The sequence below is a fragment of the Cellulosimicrobium sp. CUA-896 genome, from assembly GCF_001942335.1.
Lineage (GTDB): Bacteria > Actinomycetota > Actinomycetes > Actinomycetales > Cellulomonadaceae > Cellulosimicrobium.
In genome coordinates this window covers 37,357-53,808 of the sequence record NZ_MKKH01000044.1, presented here as the reverse complement: position 1 = coordinate 53,808, position 16,452 = coordinate 37,357, and the positions used below count along the sequence as shown (strand labels likewise).

General features: G+C 76.1%; 17 protein-coding genes. All 17 read right to left on the bottom strand.

Annotated features, from left to right (window positions below; genetic code table 11):
• Positions 1–7: 7 nt before the first annotated feature.
• The 17 genes from BJF88_RS13255 to BJF88_RS22300 all read right to left on the bottom strand — a co-directional run bounded on the left by BJF88_RS13255 (position 8) and on the right by BJF88_RS22300 (position 16,146).
• Complete coding sequence (locus tag BJF88_RS13255) at positions 8–826, bottom strand: hypothetical protein (protein ID WP_075829171.1); 819 nt, start codon at positions 824–826, stop codon at positions 8–10.
• Positions 823–1,230: a hypothetical protein gene (locus BJF88_RS13250; RefSeq protein WP_139316077.1), complete on the bottom strand. Its 408-nt coding sequence runs from the start codon at positions 1,228–1,230 to the stop codon at positions 823–825. The genes BJF88_RS13255 and BJF88_RS13250 overlap by 4 nt, the downstream gene beginning before the upstream one ends.
• Positions 1,227–1,523 (bottom strand): hypothetical protein, encoded by a 297-nt coding sequence (locus tag BJF88_RS13245; RefSeq protein WP_075829169.1) that lies wholly within the window; start codon positions 1,521–1,523, stop codon positions 1,227–1,229. The genes BJF88_RS13250 and BJF88_RS13245 overlap by 4 nt, the downstream gene beginning before the upstream one ends.
• Entirely contained in the window at positions 1,520–2,188 is a 669-nt protein-coding gene (locus tag BJF88_RS13240) for a hypothetical protein (protein ID WP_139316076.1), read from the bottom strand. The genes BJF88_RS13245 and BJF88_RS13240 overlap by 4 nt, the downstream gene beginning before the upstream one ends.
• A 41-nt stretch (positions 2,189–2,229) precedes the next feature.
• Entirely contained in the window at positions 2,230–2,514 is a 285-nt protein-coding gene (locus BJF88_RS13235) for a hypothetical protein (RefSeq protein ID WP_158068946.1), read from the bottom strand.
• Positions 2,493–3,656: a hypothetical protein gene (locus BJF88_RS13230; RefSeq protein WP_075829166.1), complete on the bottom strand. Its 1,164-nt coding sequence runs from the start codon at positions 3,654–3,656 to the stop codon at positions 2,493–2,495. The genes BJF88_RS13235 and BJF88_RS13230 overlap by 22 nt, the downstream gene beginning before the upstream one ends.
• Positions 3,656–3,961, bottom strand: coding sequence for a hypothetical protein (locus BJF88_RS13225; RefSeq protein ID WP_083649120.1), 306 nt, complete (start codon positions 3,959–3,961; stop codon positions 3,656–3,658). Before BJF88_RS13225 ends, BJF88_RS13230 begins: the two co-directional genes overlap by 1 nt.
• Positions 3,962–4,124: 163 nt before the next feature.
• Entirely contained in the window at positions 4,125–6,743 is a 2,619-nt protein-coding gene (locus BJF88_RS22315) for an FtsK/SpoIIIE domain-containing protein (protein ID WP_255372020.1), read from the bottom strand.
• 1,267 nt (positions 6,744–8,010) lie between these two features.
• Positions 8,011–8,592 carry an FHA domain-containing protein gene (locus BJF88_RS22310; RefSeq protein WP_255372019.1) on the bottom strand — a complete coding sequence of 194 codons (582 nt, stop codon included), beginning with the start codon at positions 8,590–8,592 and terminating at the stop codon, positions 8,011–8,013.
• Positions 8,583–9,062 carry a hypothetical protein gene (locus tag BJF88_RS13215; protein WP_075829165.1) on the bottom strand — a complete coding sequence of 160 codons (480 nt, stop codon included), beginning with the start codon at positions 9,060–9,062 and terminating at the stop codon, positions 8,583–8,585. Before BJF88_RS13215 ends, BJF88_RS22310 begins: the two co-directional genes overlap by 10 nt.
• Entirely contained in the window at positions 9,059–9,763 is a 705-nt protein-coding gene (locus BJF88_RS13210; protein WP_075829164.1) for a hypothetical protein, read from the bottom strand. Before BJF88_RS13210 ends, BJF88_RS13215 begins: the two co-directional genes overlap by 4 nt.
• Positions 9,760–10,737 carry a hypothetical protein gene (locus tag BJF88_RS23735; RefSeq protein WP_369824610.1) on the bottom strand — a complete coding sequence of 326 codons (978 nt, stop codon included), beginning with the start codon at positions 10,735–10,737 and terminating at the stop codon, positions 9,760–9,762. The genes BJF88_RS13210 and BJF88_RS23735 overlap by 4 nt, the downstream gene beginning before the upstream one ends.
• A complete protein-coding gene (locus BJF88_RS23730) occupies positions 10,647–11,492 on the bottom strand; it encodes a serine/threonine-protein kinase (RefSeq protein WP_369824609.1) in 846 nt (281 codons plus the stop codon). The genes BJF88_RS23735 and BJF88_RS23730 overlap by 91 nt, the downstream gene beginning before the upstream one ends.
• Positions 11,489–12,235: an FHA domain-containing protein gene (locus tag BJF88_RS13200; protein WP_139316075.1), complete on the bottom strand. Its 747-nt coding sequence runs from the start codon at positions 12,233–12,235 to the stop codon at positions 11,489–11,491. The genes BJF88_RS23730 and BJF88_RS13200 overlap by 4 nt, the downstream gene beginning before the upstream one ends.
• The gene (locus BJF88_RS13195) at positions 12,232–13,047 is read right to left on the bottom strand and encodes a hypothetical protein (RefSeq protein ID WP_075829162.1); all 816 of its coding nucleotides are present in this window, start codon (positions 13,045–13,047) and stop codon (positions 12,232–12,234) included. Before BJF88_RS13195 ends, BJF88_RS13200 begins: the two co-directional genes overlap by 4 nt.
• 205 nt (positions 13,048–13,252) lie before the next feature.
• On the bottom strand, positions 13,253–15,304 hold the full coding sequence (locus BJF88_RS22305; protein WP_255372018.1) for an RDD family protein: 2,052 nt from the start codon (positions 15,302–15,304) through the stop codon (positions 13,253–13,255).
• Positions 15,301–16,146, bottom strand: a complete 846-nt coding sequence (locus tag BJF88_RS22300) for a transglutaminase family protein (RefSeq protein WP_255372027.1) — start codon at positions 16,144–16,146, stop codon at positions 15,301–15,303. The genes BJF88_RS22305 and BJF88_RS22300 overlap by 4 nt, the downstream gene beginning before the upstream one ends.
• Positions 16,147–16,452 lie beyond the last annotated feature (306 nt).

Here is a 16,452-nt window from a genome sequence, read left to right as displayed (position 1 = left end):
TCACGCGTCAGGCGCGCCCGTCCCCGCCGGCACCGCGCACCCGCGCGGACCGCGCGCGGCGCAGCTCCTCGAGGCGGCGGCGGCGCTGGTCGGCCGTCATCCCCGCGACCCCCGCCTCCCTCGGAGACGCCGGTGCGGGCGCGTCCGAGAACCGGCGCACCCACGCCCGGCGGCCGAGCCGGGCGCTCCACACCACGAGCAGGGCGGCGACGACGAGCGCCGCGGCGCGCCACGCCGGCGGCACGTCCCGCGCGAGACCGACGAGGGCGAGCAGCCAGCCGAGCCCGGCGGGGAGCATCGCGACGAACATCCTCCCGTCGGGCACCCAGCCCGAGACGTAGAACCGCATGAGCCACGCGGTCACGCGGCTCTGTCGCACCGGCTGCAGCGACAGCGCGACGCCCGCCGCGGTCGGCAGGCCGATCGTCGCACCCCGGGCCGCCTGCTCGGTGAAGGACAGCCGCTCGTGCGCGAACGCCGGGCTGAGCGAGCGGGCGACGTAGACGAACGAGAGCGCGGCGAGGGGCCACGTCGCGGACGGCAGGTACCACAGGACGCCCGGACCCCAGAGCACGACGAGCAGCGGCACGGCGAGCACGAGCGCGACGAGCTCCGACGGCTGCGCGGCGAACCGCTCCCACACGCCTGCGAGCTCCATCGTCCCGTCCACGGCGACGAGCGCGAGGACGCCGGGGCCGAGCGCGACCACGACGGCCGCGATCGCGGTCCAGACGAGGCCCACCAGCAGGTAGCCGAACGGGCGGAGGGCACGCGCGACCGCGCTCGGCGCGGCCCCGCGGAGCGGTGCCTCGGAGGCCCGTGTCATCGGGACGTCTCCCGCACCGGAGCCCAGGACGCCGGCACGTCGCCCGCGGGCGCCTCTCCGTCGACCTCCCCGGCGGCGCCCGCCTCCTCCACGGCGCCGCCCCCCGGTGCGTCGAGGAACGTCACGGAGTCCAGGATCTCGTCGAACAGCGTCGCGAACGGCTCGGCCGACGGGATGTTGGGCACGTTGACGCGTGCCAGCAGGAGCCGGCTCCGGTCGGGGACCGGGATGTGGTACTCGAGGCGCATCGTGAGCATCTCGGCCCCGTCCTCCGTCGCGCCGCGCACCATCTCCGCGACGCGCGCGACGGGGCCGTTGCGCTGGGTCGCGACCTCCCCCGCCGGGAACGCCCGGCGCAGGGCCTGCTCGACGTCGCCGTCCGCGAGCGCGTCGCGTGCCGTCACGGGCCACTCCTCGTCGAGCACGAGCACCGCCGCCGGGAACGGGACGCCCGGGAGCAGCTCGAGCGAGACGAGATAGGTGTGGACGCCGCGGCGGCGGCGTCGCGCACGTTGCGGAGGATCTCCTGCGAGGCCTCGCGCCGCGCGCGGGCGAGACGGTCGGACGAGCCCACCTGCCGGCGGACGAGGCGGCGCACGAACCGCTCGGACTCCTCCGGGCTGCCGAGGGGGACGTTCCCCCACGTGCCGGGCAGGACGATGCGGAAGCCCCCTGCCGACGTGACCTCGCGCGTCATGCCGTGCCCTCGAGGTCGACCGCGAGCCCGCCGAGCACGTCGACGACGTCCTGGGGCATGTCGTCGAAGGCGCCGACGCCGTTGGCCACGGCCGTGACCTCGATCATGTCGGCGCACCCCGGCGGGAAGACGCCGAGCGCGACCCGCTCCTCCAGGTGCGCGACCCCCTCGCCGAGGTCGGGCTCGAGGTGGCCGAGCATCAGGTGCAGACCGCGCACCTCCCCCGCGTCCACCACGGCGTCGACCTCCTGGGCGAGCAGGTGCTCGACCGCCTCCGGACCGGAGACGAGCCCCTGCAGGTCCGCGACGAAGGCGTCGCGCGACAGGTCCTGCTGCGCGGCCAGCGTGACCATCGCGTCCACGCGCCCGAGCTCGGGCCTGCGCACGAGCGCGGCCGCCTCCAGGCCGCGGACGCCGGCGCCCGCCGCCGTGCCGGCGACCGCCGCGAGACCGGACGCGAGCAGCGCGACCGGGTCGACGTCCTCCGCCGGCTCGCCCGGGGCCGAGGCCGCTCGCAGCTCGACGTCGGCGCGGTCGGGCGCCGCGGCGACGAGGCGCTCGGCCTCCTGCCGTGCCCAGACGTCGACGTCCGCGAGGTCGGACGGGATCGCCACCCATGCCTCGGGCAGCGCCAGCTCGTAGCCGGCGAGCCTGCGCGCGGTCATGGTGGTCCTCTCGTCGATGTCGTGGCGCCCTCGGGCACCGGTCACGGGCCGACCGCGTTCCCCGTGGGGTTGGGCACGTGCTTCGCGCCCTCGCCGAGCAGGTTCCCGTACGGGCCGTCGAGCGGCGACGTCAGGATACTCACGGCAGGTCCGAGCGCGTCGCCGACGTCGCCGTTGCGCAGCTCGTTCGCCAGGTTGATGCCGTTCTCCCCGAGGCGGTACATCTGCAGGCCGTACGCGCCCGTCGCGGCCACGGCCGAGGTGACGGAGGTGACGTTGTCCATGACGACACCGGACTTGTTCATCACCGCGAACATGTCGACCACGTCGCCGTTGCCGAACAGGGTCCGCATGCCCGCGCCTGGAAGGGGTTGGGGAAGGCCGTCCGGAACGCCGCGCCGTAGCTGCCGCTGCGCAGCATGCCGTTGACGGCACGGTCCGTCGAGGACCGGACGAACGGGGACGCCAGCACCTGCGTCACGCGCTGGCGGCCCGTCATCGCGAAGACCTTGCGCGAGCTCTTGATCACCGAGCCGCCGAACGTGAGCTTGGCCGTCCGGCTCGTCATCCGTGCGGTCGACTGCACGACCGAGCGGGCCTTGGCGTACTTCGCGACGGCGCCGATCACGCGTCCGCCGAACAACGACACGACCGCGAGCGCCGCGGCGCCGAGCACGCCCCAGAAGCTCCCGTCCCCGCGCGCCCACTTCACCGCGGCGTTGATCACCGCCAGGATCGCGCCGACCGCGGCGAGGGCGAGCAGCACCTGCCCGAGGACCGGCACCCAGCTGAGGAAGATCGCGAGGATGCCCGCGACGTCGCAGATGACCTTGACGATCTTGTAGACGGAGTCCCAGACCTCGCCGGCCTTGTCCCAGAAGCCGTCCTCGAGCCCGTGGGTCTTGCGCCCCGTCACGACCTCGTCGATCGCGCCGACAGCGGTGGCGGCGGCCCGGTCCTTGTCACCCTTGGCGGCGGCCCACACGCCCTCCCAGTGCGTGACCGAGCCGCTGAGCTCCGTGACCTCGCCCGACGCGGTCCGCGCCCGTCCCTGGACCTCCGTGCGCTCCTCGGGCGTCGCGCTCGCCGGGAGGTCGTCGACCGCCGAGTCGGCGGTCGCGGCGCGGGACTGAGCCGTGGCCAGCTCGCTGCGCAGCGTGCGCAGCCGCTCGGCGGCGGGGTCGGCCTCGTCCTTCGCGGTGCGCAGCGCCTCGCCGTACGTCTGCAGCGCGGTGCCGGTCTCGTGGTACCGGTCCTTCGCCTTCTCGATGCTCTCGCGGACGGTGTCGGCGAGCTTGCGGGTCTCGTCCATCGCGAGCGACCGGGTGCCGATCTCGTCCGAGATGCTCTTGAGCGCCGTCACGGACCGGCCGATGGCGTCGGCCAGCTCCGCGTAGCGCCGTCCCTTGGTGACCACCAGCGACGGCGTGCCCTCGAGCTCTTCCCACTGCCTGTCCGGACCGTCCATCACTTCGCCTTCTCTGCGCTGTCCTCGAGGGCCTTCGCCAGCTCGGTGTCCACCTCGGTGAAGGTGTCGACGATCTGCGTCATGATCTCGCTGAGCTTCTTGACGTCGCCGATCATCTCCTCGCGCTTGATGCGCCACTTGTCGGCGAAGTCGTTCACCCGCTCGCGCAGCTCGTCGTGCCCGGTGGCCTGCGCGGCGTCGCTCGCGTTGTCGTCCGCGTTCTCCAGCTCGTCCACGATGGACGCGAGGTCCGTGGCGAGCGTACGCAGCGACTCCATGTCGATCGACAGGTCGTACCCGGCCACGGCTCAGTACCGCCCGTCCGGCCGCAGCCCGTCGTCCGTCATGCGCGTCCTCGCCATCGCCGCACCTCTCGCCCTGACCGGCCCCCACGGCCGACCGACCACGGAGAACCTACCGGGAGCCCCCGGCGACGTCGATGGGGACCATTCCCCATGTCGCCCGGCGTCACCCGGCGTCCAGGACGAGCGGGAGCTGCAGGCGCACGTGCCGACCGCGCGCGACCCACGCCCCGCGGCCGGGCGGGAACTCGCCCTTGCCGGCGCGCGGGAGCGACGTGCGCAGGATGGTGTCGCCGTCGAGGTTCTCGGGCTGCAGCAGCAGCCCGCGCCGGCCGTTCTTCACCTCCGACAGCAGGGGCCAGGTGGAGGACCAGGCCGCGGTCTCGGCCTCGGCGACCAGGAGGTGGTCGCTCGTGCGGATCGCCTTCGTCAGGTCCTGCAGCGCCTTGTCGGCGGGGGTCTGCAGGTACTCGTTGATCCCCTCGACCACGACGACCATGCCGGGCGGCGTGTCGGGGTCCTGGGCCGCGGCGAGCAGGTCCTGCGCCAGCGCGACCACCTTGTCGACGCCGACGGCCGTGTCCTCCCACGCCAGCGCGCCCGCGATCGCGGAGCGCGCCTGGCCCAGCAGGTAGCAGCGCGCGTCCGGGTTCGCCCGCTGCACGGCCGAGGTGATCGCGACGAGCGCGTTCGACCGGCCCGAGGCGGGCGGGCCGGCGACGAGGAGCGTGCCCGTGGGGTCGAACGGGTACGGCGCGAGGGCGACGTCGTCGAGACCGAGCACCGGGCGCCCGTCGACCCGGTCGGGCAGCCGGTCGGCGCCGTAGACGGTCGGCAGCGTCCGGACGGGCGGTGCGTCCGCCACGCCAGCACGCCGCATGGACGCGCCGAGTCGTTCGGTCGCCGCCGCCTGGTCCGGAACCGACGTGCTGCCGCCGATGACGGCGAGCTGGACCTCGAGGCCGTCGACCACCGCGCGGCCGGCGGGCGACGTCGGCGTGACGACGTCGCGCGGCGCGTTGAAGGCGAGGTAGCCGTCGTCGGCGAGGCGCAGCAGCACGTTGCGCTGGACGAGCGAGCGCACGTACGTCGGGACGGCGCCCGAGCGGTCCGCGGTGAAGACCACGTGCATGCCGAGCTGGCGACCGTCGCCGAGGATGTCGCGGAACACCTCGAACCACTCGGCGCGACCCGTCCCGACCTCGAACTCGTCGCGGAACCCGGAGAAGCCGTCGACGAGCAGGAGGATGCGCGGGGTCTCGTGGCGGCCCGTGAGGCGCCGGTACTCCGTGACGCTCGACGCCGACGCCGCGGCGAAGCCCTCCCCGCGCCGGGCGAGCTCGTCGCGCAGCATGCGGAAGAGGCCGACGACGCGCTCGGTGTCGTCCCCCCGCACGACGGCGCCCACGTGCGGCAGGCTCTCGAGCATCCGGAGCGCGCCGGCCGCGAAGTCGAGCGCGTAGACGTGCACCGGTCCCCCGCGCGGCGTGATGCCCGCGACGGCGGCGAGCGTGCGCAGGGCCGTGCTCTTGCCGGCGCCGCCCGTGCCGTAGACGCCGAGGTGCCCGTCGGCGTCCGGCAGGAAGTACACCGGGTCCTGCGCCTGCTGCTCCGGCAGGTCGGCCACCCCGAGCAGCAGCTCGGCGTCGGTGCGCTGGCGCAGGCGCGTCAGGTCGTAGACGTCGGCGAGCGAGTCGAGCCACGGCCGGCGCGGGTGCGGGACCGCCGCGGCGTGGAAGGCCCGCGTGATCGTCGCGACGAGCCGTTGCTGGTCGTTCGGGCCGAGGTCGCCCTCCGGGACCGGCACGTCGTCGGCCGGCGCCTCCCAGCGCACCTCGCCGCCGAACCGCAGCTCGGCGACCTCGATCGACGTGCGCTGCGGCGCGCGCGTCGTCCACCCGCCCGCGTACGCGGACTGGAACGTCTGCACGCGGCCCGGCCCCGTCTTGACGAGCCCGCGTCCCGGGATCGACGGGTCGAAGTGCGCGGCGTCCTTGACGTCGACGACGTCGGCCGAGTCGGACTCGTCGGCCATCCGCAGCGCGACGCGCAGGTTCGTGTTGGCCCGCAGGTTGTCCTTGATCACGCCCGCCGGGCGCTGCGTGGCCATGACGAGGTGGATGCCGAGCGAGCGACCGCGCTGCGCGACGTCGACGACGCCGTCGACGAACTCGGGCACGTCGCCCACGAGCGCGGCGAACTCATCGATGACGATGACGAGCGCCGGGGGGCAGTCCGGGTCGCCCCGCTTCTCGAGCTCGAGGATGTCCTTCGCCTTCTTGCGGTTGAACAGGCGCTCGCGGTGGTGCAGCTCCGCGCGCAGCGACGTCAGCGCGCGGATCACCAGGTGCGGCGACAGGTCGGTCACGAGACCCACGCAGTGCGGGAGCTCGACGCAGTCCGCGAAGGCGGACCCGCCCTTGTAGTCGACGAAGAGGAACGTCACGCGGTCGGGGCTGTACTCGGCGGCCATGCCGAGCACCCACGCCTGGAGGAACTCCGACTTCCCGGCGCCGGTGGTGCCGCCGACGAGCGCGTGCGGCCCCTGCGAGCGCAGGTCGAGGTGCACGGCGTCGACGCCCGCCGACCCGACGGCCGCGCGCAGCGACCCGGCGCGCCGGCGCGCGGACGCCGGCCCCTGGCGGACGGCGATGGACTCGTTCTGGCGCCAGCGGTCGACGACGGCGTCGGGCGACTCGAACAGGTCGTGCCCGAGCAGCGCCGGCATCGGCACGGTGCGGGGGATGTCGGACGCGTCCTCGATGATCGCGCCGGCGTCGAACACGGGCGCGAGGCGGCGGCCGAACTCGAGCGCCTGCCGGGTCTCGACCTCCTCGAGCCGGACGTCGTCCACCCACGCCCCGAGGCGGACCATGCGACCCGCGGTCCGTGCTCGGCGTCGATCGTGACGAAGGTGCGGCACGCGGCGGGCAGCCCCGCGGCGTCGGCCGCGACCCACAGGACGTACACGCCCGCGTCCGGGCCGAGCTCGGCGAGCTGGATCAGGCGGGACCGGTCGACGTCGGTGTCGTGCGACACCAGCACGACGACGGCCGGCACGGGCGAGCGCGTGCCGCTCTCGGTGGCCGACGAGTCCCCGACGCTCGCGCCGCGCTCGAGCGCCGCGTCGTCGGTGTCGACCGCCCCGCGCCGCTGCGTCTTGCGCGCGCGCAGGCGGGACGTGACGAGCTCCTCCAGCTGGGCGAGCAGCGTCGCCCCCGAGCTCGCCGAGTCGGCGAGGTGGGTGCCCTCGATCGGGCTGTGCGGCGACGACGTGTGCGGGAGCCAGGTGAGCCAGCGCATCGGCGCGGCCCACGCGGGGCCGACGATCGCGGCGACGGCGAGCTCCGCGGGCGAGTGCAGCGCGGTCAGCTGCAGCAGCACCGCGTCGAGCGGCTTGACGACGTCGGCCGGCGGCCCCGCGAAGCCGAGCGCGCCGGCGTCGTACAGGTTCTCGACGACGGGCACGCCGCTCACGTGCGCGTGGCGCTCGACGACCTCGTCGAGGCGTTCGGCGTACTGCGGGAGCATCGCGCCCTTGCCGGTGCGCTTGACCGTGTTGCGCGACGGCATGGTGCCGAGGCCGAGACGCACGTTGAGGAAGCTCCAGTGCTCCGGGCGGCGCGTCCACAGCAGGGGGCCGTGCCGCATCGCCTCCGCGAACACGTGCTGGGTCGCGGGCGCCTCGCGCAGGCGCACGGAGCGTTCCTTCTCGTCCTCCCCCGCGAGCGCGGTGCGCAGCGCGTCGAGCCGCTCGTCGAACCGGCGCACGTCGCGCTCGCGGCGCTTCTTCTCGCGCCGGCCCTGCGTGAGGTAGTTGCCGACGAGCATGAGCGGCGCGAGCAGGACGAACAGCAGCGACGTCGGGCGCTGGGTGAGGGCGAAGAGCCCGGCGCCCATGAGGACGGGCGCGAGGAGCGCGATGTACGGGAACTCGGTGGGGTCGGTCTCGGTCGGGACCTCGGGCGACTCGAACTCCTGCCCGCGGTAGCGCTCCTCGACGCGCGGCGAGCGCGTGAACGGCACCGGCCCGGCCTTCGGCGCGACGCCGGTCAGCTGCCCGTTGGCACGCCGCTCGACGACGAGCGTCGTGTCGCCGACGAGCACCCGCTGCGCCCCTCGACCCGGACGCGGGACACGTGCCCGCCGTCGACCACGAGTCCGTTCGCCGAGCCGAGGTCCACGACGTCGACGGTGTCGCCGACGTCGACGCGCAGGTGCCGCTTCGACACGAGCGGGTCGTCGAGGACGACGTCGCACTCGGGCGAGCGCCCGACGACGTAGCTGCCCTCGGACAGCTCGTGCACCGGCTGGCCCTCGACCCGCACGGCGGCGCGCACGTGGCCCGCGCGCGGGGCGTCGAAGCCCGGCAGCTCGCGATCGACGACCGCGACCACGGCGCCCGAGCCGATCCAGGCCTCGCCGAGCGCCGCGTCGGGCGGCAGCGCGGCGGGCCGCTCCTGGCCGGGGAGCTGCGCGAGCAGCGTCAGCGGCCGGTCGGGCGCGGCGGGGCCGCGGGGGTCGACGCGCGCGATGGTGCCCGCGATCTCGCCGATCGTCGCGCCCGCGTCGGCGGTCACGACGATGTCGTCCTGCGTGCCCTCGGGGCGGTGGAGCGTGGCCTTCAGGCGCATCGGTCGTGCTCCTCGGTCGGGTGCGGGGGTTCGTGGTGGCCGGGGCGCGCGACGAGCGCCCACGCGGCGCCGAGGACGGCGGCCGCGGCGACGACGAGCCACGTGTACGCGGTGCCGAGCGCGGTGGCGAGCGCGCGCCACGGGTCGAGCGGGTCGCCGGTCCCGGCCCCGGTGAGCAGGACGACGACGGCGAGGTCCGCGACCGCGACGACCACGGCGCCGCCGGCGGACGCGGACACGACGGCGCGCGAGGTCGCGAAGTCGGCGTCGCGCGTCCCGGCCGCGAGGGCGACCAGGAGCGCGGTGAACGCGAGCGCGGCGGCGCCGACCGCGAGCGGGACGACCGCCGCCGACGTGGTGGGGCCGCCGACGATGACGTCGGGCGACCCGCCGCCCGCGGCGTACGCGGCGACGGCCGCCGCGACGAGCAGCAGGGCCGCCGCCGCGGTCGCGGCCACGGTCCGCGTCACGCCTCGGCCTCGTCGCCCTGGTCGAGCAGCGGCAGGTCCGCGCCCGTGACGAGGCGGGACGCCACCGCGTACTCGACGAGCCGCGCGCGGCGGTTCGTCGCCAGGGCGCCCGCCCCGCCGCGCAGCCCCTTGACGCCGATGCGGTCGAGCTTGTCGCACACGTTGTCGAGCTTGCGGTTGAATCGCGTGGTCGCCCAGCCGAGACGCGCGGCCGCGGCGGCGGACGACGGGATCTCGGACAGGCCCGTGCCGTCGCGGCGCAGCATCGGCTCGCAGAGCGCGACGATGAGCTGCTTCTGGCTCGTCGTGAACGTGATCATGCCGATCGTCGTGGCGCCCGAGTCCGGGTCCTCGGAGCGGATCTCCTGGTAGGGGGCCCCGCGGAGCCGGGCGGTGATCTCGTACGTGGTGGGCCCGGCCGTGAAGACGATGGACGTGCTCGGGAAGACGAGCGGGAGCCGGTTGCCCGGGGAGAGCCACGACTGGACCCCGCCACCCGCGTCGCACACCGTCGCCGAGATCAGCGAGCCGACGTTCGCGAGCCACCAGATCCCGTCCTCGTGCGTGATGCGCAGGAACCGGCGGTGCAGGTACGGGTTGTCCTCGATCGCCAGGTCGCCGTCTCGCCCGACGTCGAACGCCTCGCCGTCCGCGGACGGGCGGAACCACTCGCCGCAGAACTCGACCGCGAGCTCGCTCATCCCTGCTCCACCTCCGGCACGCACGCGGTCTGCGGGGTCGCCGAGGCCCGGCCGTCGCGGACGACGACCACCTCGACGCACACCTGCTCGCCGGGCTCGGCCGGGACCACGGCCGTGGGCTCGGTCGTCGGCTGCGTGCCGGCGTCACCCACGAGGTCGAGCTTCTTCCAGCCGAACGTGTCGCCCTCCTGCGCGTCCGGGCTGTCGTACGCCCAGGTGAAGACGACTGCGCCCTGCGCCGCGTCGTACGCACCGGTCAGGTCGTTCACCGGGGGCACGAGCGCCCCGAGGTTGTCCGACGGCGTGAACGTCCGGTCGCTCGTCGGCGTCGGGTCGGCCTCCGCCGCGTCGTCGTCGCCGCCGCGCACGAGCGCGAGGACGCCCGCGCCCGCGACGGCCAGGACGAGGACGCCCGAGAGCACGGCCCACCTGGCCCGTCCCCCGCCCGCACGCTCCTGGGCCGGCTCGTCGTCCCGCGTCGGGGCCGGGGCCGCGCGGTGCACGGTGTCCTCGACCGGGGCCGCGCCCCACGTCGGCCGGGCTGCCGGGGGCGGCGCCGTGACCGACGACGCGGCCGCGGCGCCGGCGGTCCCGTCACCCGACAGGGGCGCGCTTGGGCCGACCCCGGACGTCGGGCGCGTCCCCGTCGTCCCGTGGAGCCCGCTCGTCCCGTCGTGCGCGCCCGGCGCCGTGCCCGTGCTCGTCCCGGCGGTCGCCGCCGGCGGCGCGGGCGCGAGGTGCGGCGGGTACGCCGGCCCGCCCGGAGGCGTGGTCGCCGGTCCGGCCGGGTCGATCGAGACGACTTGGCGCAGGCGCGTCCCGGCGTCGTCGTCGGGCTCCTCCTCGTGGACGTGACCGGTGTCGTCGAGGAGGTCGATCGGCGTCACCGCGAGCGACAGCTCGTTCTGCACCTGCTGGAGGGCGCGCGCGAACGCGAGCACCGTCGGGTAGCGCGACGCGGGGCTCTTGGCCATCGCCGTCGCGAGCACGCGCTCGAGCGAGGGCGGCACGTCCGAGCGCCGGTGGGCGGCAGGGGCGACGACTCGACGCGCGCGACGAGGTCGGCGCTGGTGTTCGACCCGCCCGGGACCTCGAACGGGGAGCGGCCCGCGAGCAGCGTGTACGTGGTGGCGGCGAGCGCCCAGACGTCCGTCGCGATGCCGCTGCGCGGCGGCTCGGCGAACGACTCGGGCGGCGACCACGGGATCGACATGCCCTCGGCGCGCGCCGCGTCGTCGACCGTCGAGGAGATGCCGAAGTCGGTGAGCGCGGGGTGCCCGTACTCGGTGACGAGGATGTTCGCGGGCTTGATGTCGCGGTGCAGGATGCCGGCGCGGTGCGCCGTCTCGACCGCGCCCGCGACCTGCACGGCGATGCGCAGCGCCTCGGCGACCGACAGACGCTCGGAGCGGTACCGCGCCCCGAGGTTCGGGCGCGAGCAGTACTCCATCGCGAGGTACGGGCGGCCGTCGTCGGCGACGTCCGCCTCGTACATCGTGACGATCGACGGGTGGGTGGACAGCGTCGCCATGAGGTCGGCCTCGGCGTCGAACGCGGCGCGCTGCGACGGGCTCGACCACTCGTGGAGCAGGACCTTGACGGCGACCCGGCGGCGGGGGCGCTGCTGCTGGTAGAGGAAGACGTCGGAGAAGCCGCCCGAGCCGATGAGCGAGACGTACTCGAAGCCGTGGATCTCCGGGGGCGGGGAGGGTGCGCGCTTCGTGCTCACCGGATGCCCTCGAACGTCAGGGTCACGCCGTCCCCGAGGTCGGCGACGTCGCCGTCGACGACCAGCACGGGCTCCGACGGGTGCAGCCGGCGCGGGGGCTGCCCGGCGCGCAGCAGCGTGGTCCCGTTCGTCGTCGCCATGTCGCTCACGAGGACGTGCCAGCCCTCGAGCGTGATCTCGACGTGCGAGCGCGAGATGTCCTGCTGCGGGCTCGGCACGGTGACCAGCCGCGGGAGGTCGCCGGCCTGGGTGCGCGGGGTGCGCGGGCGGCGCCCGACGACGACCCCGCGGTCGAGCTCGACGCCCTGCCCGGTGGAGAGCACCACCCGGCCGAGCGGCGGGCGCACCGCGAGGGCGGCGTCGCCCTCCAGCGTCGCGCCGCACAGCGCGCACGTCTCGCGCGAGGGCGGGTTCGCGTGCCCCTGCGGGCACGTGCGCGCGAGGATCTGCTGCTGCCCGGGTGCGGGCGGCGCCCCGAAGGACGGCACGGGCGCGGGGGCCGGGTCCGACGGCGCGTCCGCGCGGCCGGCCGCGGCGCGCAGCTCGGCGATCGCCGACGACAGGACCGTGTGGCCGTCGTGGTCCGGCCCGGTCGGGCCCGGGGCCGGCTCCGCGTCCGCGCCCGGGACGTCGTCGGGCCCGACGTCGCGCACGTGCGCGGCGGCGGGCGACGCGCCGGTCCATTCGCGGGGCACCCCCGCGATGAGGCCCTCGGGCGGCGGGGGCACCGTCGCGGCGCTCACGGGTGGCTCGGCGGCGGGCACCGCGTCCGACGGCGGAGGCGGCGGGACCGCAGCGGGCCGGGGCGCCGGGTCGTCCCCGGCGGCCGGTGCGGGCGACACCGGCGGTTCGTCGCCGGTCGAGGAGTCGGTGCCGGGCGCGTCGCCGTCCTCGGCGTCGACCCGGACCGCGGCGTCCTCGACGGTGCGCAGCACGGTCGAGCCCCACAGGTGGCCGTAGTCGTCGAGCGGGTCGGCCTCGACGGGCGGCTCCGGGTCGGTGCGGGGGCCTCGCCGCTCGCAGGCCCGGCGTGGGGCGGACCGGCCGGCGCCTCGACCGCGCCGGTGGTGACCTCGGGCGCGATCGTCTCCTCGGGCGCCCGGAGCGTCGCGCCGCCCACGGGCTGCTCGTGGCCCGCCGTGCGCACGGTGGGCCGCCACGCGACGGCGTCCGCGAGCACGACGCCCGCGGCGAGGGGCCAGGACGCGGCGGGGTCGAGCAGGACCCCGCCCGCCGGCGCGGGACGCGCGCCGGTCCGGACGAGGACCTCCGCGACGTCCTCGACGACGCGCTCGGACCACGTCGTCACGGCGCTCCCGTCGACGTCGACGCGCTCGGCGCCGCCGAGCACGAGGGACACGGAGAGGTCGCCGCGGACCGCGACGTGCGTGCGCCCGTCGGACACCACCACGACGGCGAACGGCGGCAGCGTCCGCAGGCTCGAACCGAACGCGCCCGTGAGGACCTGGAGGACCTCCACGACCCCCGCGTCGGTGCCGAGCTGGTCCCAGACCTGCTCCACGAGCGCGGGCTCGACCGGCGCGGGCAGGAGCACGACGGCCCCGCCCCGGACCAGGGCGCGCGCGCCCCGCGGCGTACCGCAGCGTCACGTCGGGTCCCCCCTCTGCAGACGAATCTCCCTCGGCAGCGTGTCGTCACCGACCGCGCGGTCCGGCGCCGACCCGCGGTCGCGCGGCGCGGTGCTGCCCCCGCTCGTGTCGTCGGACACCCCCGTCGCGTCGACGACGACGACCGTGATGTTATCCCGCCCACCGGCCACGATGGCCTCGTGGACCAGGCGTTCCGCCGCGCTGCGGGTCCGGGTTCTCCAGGAGGAGCTCGGTGATGCGCTCGTCGGACAGCTCGCCCGTGAGGCCGTCCGAGCAGACGAGCACCCGGTCGTGCTGCGTGATCGGGACGTACCAGAAGTCGGGCCGGGGCGCGGTGCGCGAGCCCAGGGCGCGCGTCACGACGTGCCGGCGCGGGTGCGTGAGGGCCTCCCCGGGCGTGAGCAGCCCGGCGTCGACCATCTCCTGGACCTCGGAGTGGTCCACGCTGACCTGGTCGAGGCGTCCCGCGGACAGGTGGTAGGTGCGCGAGTCGCCGACGTGACGACGAGCCAGTACGGGTTCCCGTCCTGCGCGGCGACCGCGACGCCGCTCAGCGTGGTGCCCGCCCCGCCGCGACCGGGCTCGGTGACGATGGCACGCACCTCCTCCTGGGCGACCGCCAGGCGCTCGCGCACGTCCTCGGGCGTCACGACGTCGAGCTCGGCCAGCGGACGCATCGCGTCGACGGCGGTCGCGCTCGCGACCTCGCCGGCCTCGTGCCCGCCCATCCCGTCGGCGACGAGGAACACGGACCGTGAGACGAGGAAGCGGTCCTCGTTGAGCAGGCGCCGGGCGCCGCGGTGCGATGCGGCGCCCCAGGCGAGGTGGACCTCGGTCTCCGGGCTCATGCGGGCCCCGGGTGCACGAGCAGACGCCGGTCGCGACGTGGATCGTCGCGCCGACCGGGACGCGCACCCGCGCGCCGGGGTCGGCCAGCCGTGGGGGCGCGCCCGGCACGGAGACGACCGTGCCGTTGGTCGAGCCGCGGTCGACGATCCACAGCCCGCCCGGGTCCACGCCGAGCTCGGCGTGCGTCTTCGACACGGACCGGTCCGCGACCGCGACGAGGATCGGCGCCTCGCCGTCCGAGGCCTGGGGGTCGCGCCCGAGCAGCGCCCTCCCGTCGACGACGTGCCGCTCGCCCGACTCGAGCTCGAGCACCACGGGGACGACCGGCGCCGGGTCCATCGCGCGCACGTCGGCGACGCTGAGGCGCGTGCTGTCCCACTCCGCGTCCAGGTCCGCGGGCTCCGCGGCCGGGAGCGCGAGGTCCGGCAGCGCGGGAGCGGCGGGCACAGCGGGCACAGCGGGAGCCGCGGGCGGCGAGGGGGCCGAAGCGGGTGCGCCCCTGCCGGGCACGCCGGTGATGAGTCCCTCTGACGTGGACGGTGCGGCGGGCCGTGCTGCGGCCGCGGGGAACGCCCACGGGTCTGCCGGCGCCGCCGCGCGCGGGCTCGGCGGGGCCGCGGGCGGCGGCGGCACGCGGCGGGCGTCCACGACCACGGCCCGTGCGGCCTTGTCCTGCCAGCCCTGGCGTCGGCCGGAGGAGTCGAAGGCGGGGCTCACGACGACGACCCACTGCCCGACGAGCAGCACGAGCGCGCCGGCCCCGACGACGAGCCAGCGCACGAGCGCCCGGCCGAACCCGATCGGCGCGCGGGACTGCGCGTCGACCGTGCGGATGCCCGTCGCGAGGTTCCCGAGCGTCTTCCCGGTGGACCCTTCCCAGGCCCAGGTCGCGACCCACCACGCGAGAGCGACGCGCGCGGCGACGCCGTAGACGACGGCCGTGCGCCCCAGCAGGGCGGACGCCTCCGCGGCCGTGACCTCGCGCGCGCCGCCGAGCAGCGGGGCGCCGGTGGTCGCGAGCCCGACGAGGACGACCGCGAGGACCAGGAGACCGGGCACGGCGGCGTCGACGACGTAGGCGAGGACGCGCCGTCCGAGACCGGCGGTCGCTGCCGCGGCGAGCGCCGGCGCACTCCCGACCGGGGCCGGCAGTGCCGCCCTCTGGGTCGCGGCGTAGACCTCGGGCTCGGTGGTCGTGTCCGGCGGCGTGCTGCGCGGCGCGGCCGTCGGTGGCGGCCCCGGCACCGGGCCGGCCGGCCCGCCCGAGCGCGTGAACGGCTGCCCGCACACGGCGCAGAACGCCGCGCCGTCCGGCTGCGCCGACCCGCACGCCCGGCAGGTCACGTCCGTCATCGTCCCGCTCCTCGCTCCCGCGCCGTCGCGTCGCGCCGGGGCCACGGCACCCGGCGCCACCACGGCGTCGCCGGCCCACCGGACCGCGCCGACCGCACCGAGCGCAGGGAGAGCGCCGCACGGACCCGGGCGCGCCTGTTCACGGAGGAGCGTAGCCCGCCGACGAGCGCGTCGACGTCGGCCCAGAAGGCCTCGATCTCCCGGTCGCTCGGCTCGGTGGCGCCGAAGACGGTCGCGTCGGCGCGGTGCGCGAGCGGGATCGTCGACGTCGCGCCGAACGTCGTCGCGATGACCCCGGCGCCCTCGCGCCGGGTCGCGCCCGCCGGGACGGGCGTGCCGAGGTCGGTCGCGGCGTCGAGCACCTCGCGCCAGCCGCCGCTGACCCGGTCCGCCGGGCGCTCGGCGGACCGGCGGCGCGTCCGGCGCCGGGCCTTGTAGCCGAGCACGAGCACCACGGGGATCGTGAGCAGCACGAGCGGGACGACGACGGCGGCGCCGACGAGGGCGACGGTCCCCCAGTCGAAGCCGTCGCTCTCCGCCTTCTCCTTGTCCTCGTCGTCGATCTTCCCGGCCTCGGCCTCCGCGGGCTCCTCCGGGGGCTCGGGGTCCTCGAGGATCGGCGGCTTCGGCACCTGGAGGCTCTTGGGCTCCGGCTGGATCTTGTTGTCCTCGTCGGGGATCGCGGGGATCGGCACCCAGCCGTGGCCGACGAACGGGACCTCGGCCCACGCGTGGACGTCGCCGCCCGTGGCGGTGAACGGCTCGCCCGGCTCGAGCGGGCTGTCCTCGTCGGGGTAGAAGCCCATGACGACGCGTGCCGGGATGCCGGCCTGGTTGGCCATGAGCGCGAGCGCGACCGCGAACTGCTCGTCGTCGCCGACCATCTCCTCGTCGCGAGCAGCGTGTCGATACGCTCCGCGGAGTGCCCCGGCCGCGACGGCGGCTGGTTCTCCAGCCCGCTCGAGAACACGCCGCTCGCCACCAGGCCGTCGCGCAGCGCGAAGAGCTGCTTCACCGGGTCGGTCTCCTCGCCCATGAACTGGGCGGCCTTGCCGGCGAGCGCCGCGGGCAGGACGCCCTTCGGCGTCGGCGGGAGCGTGACGTCGTCGATCGCGCCCGCGCGCAGGTCCTCCTCCGTGGGCTCGGGC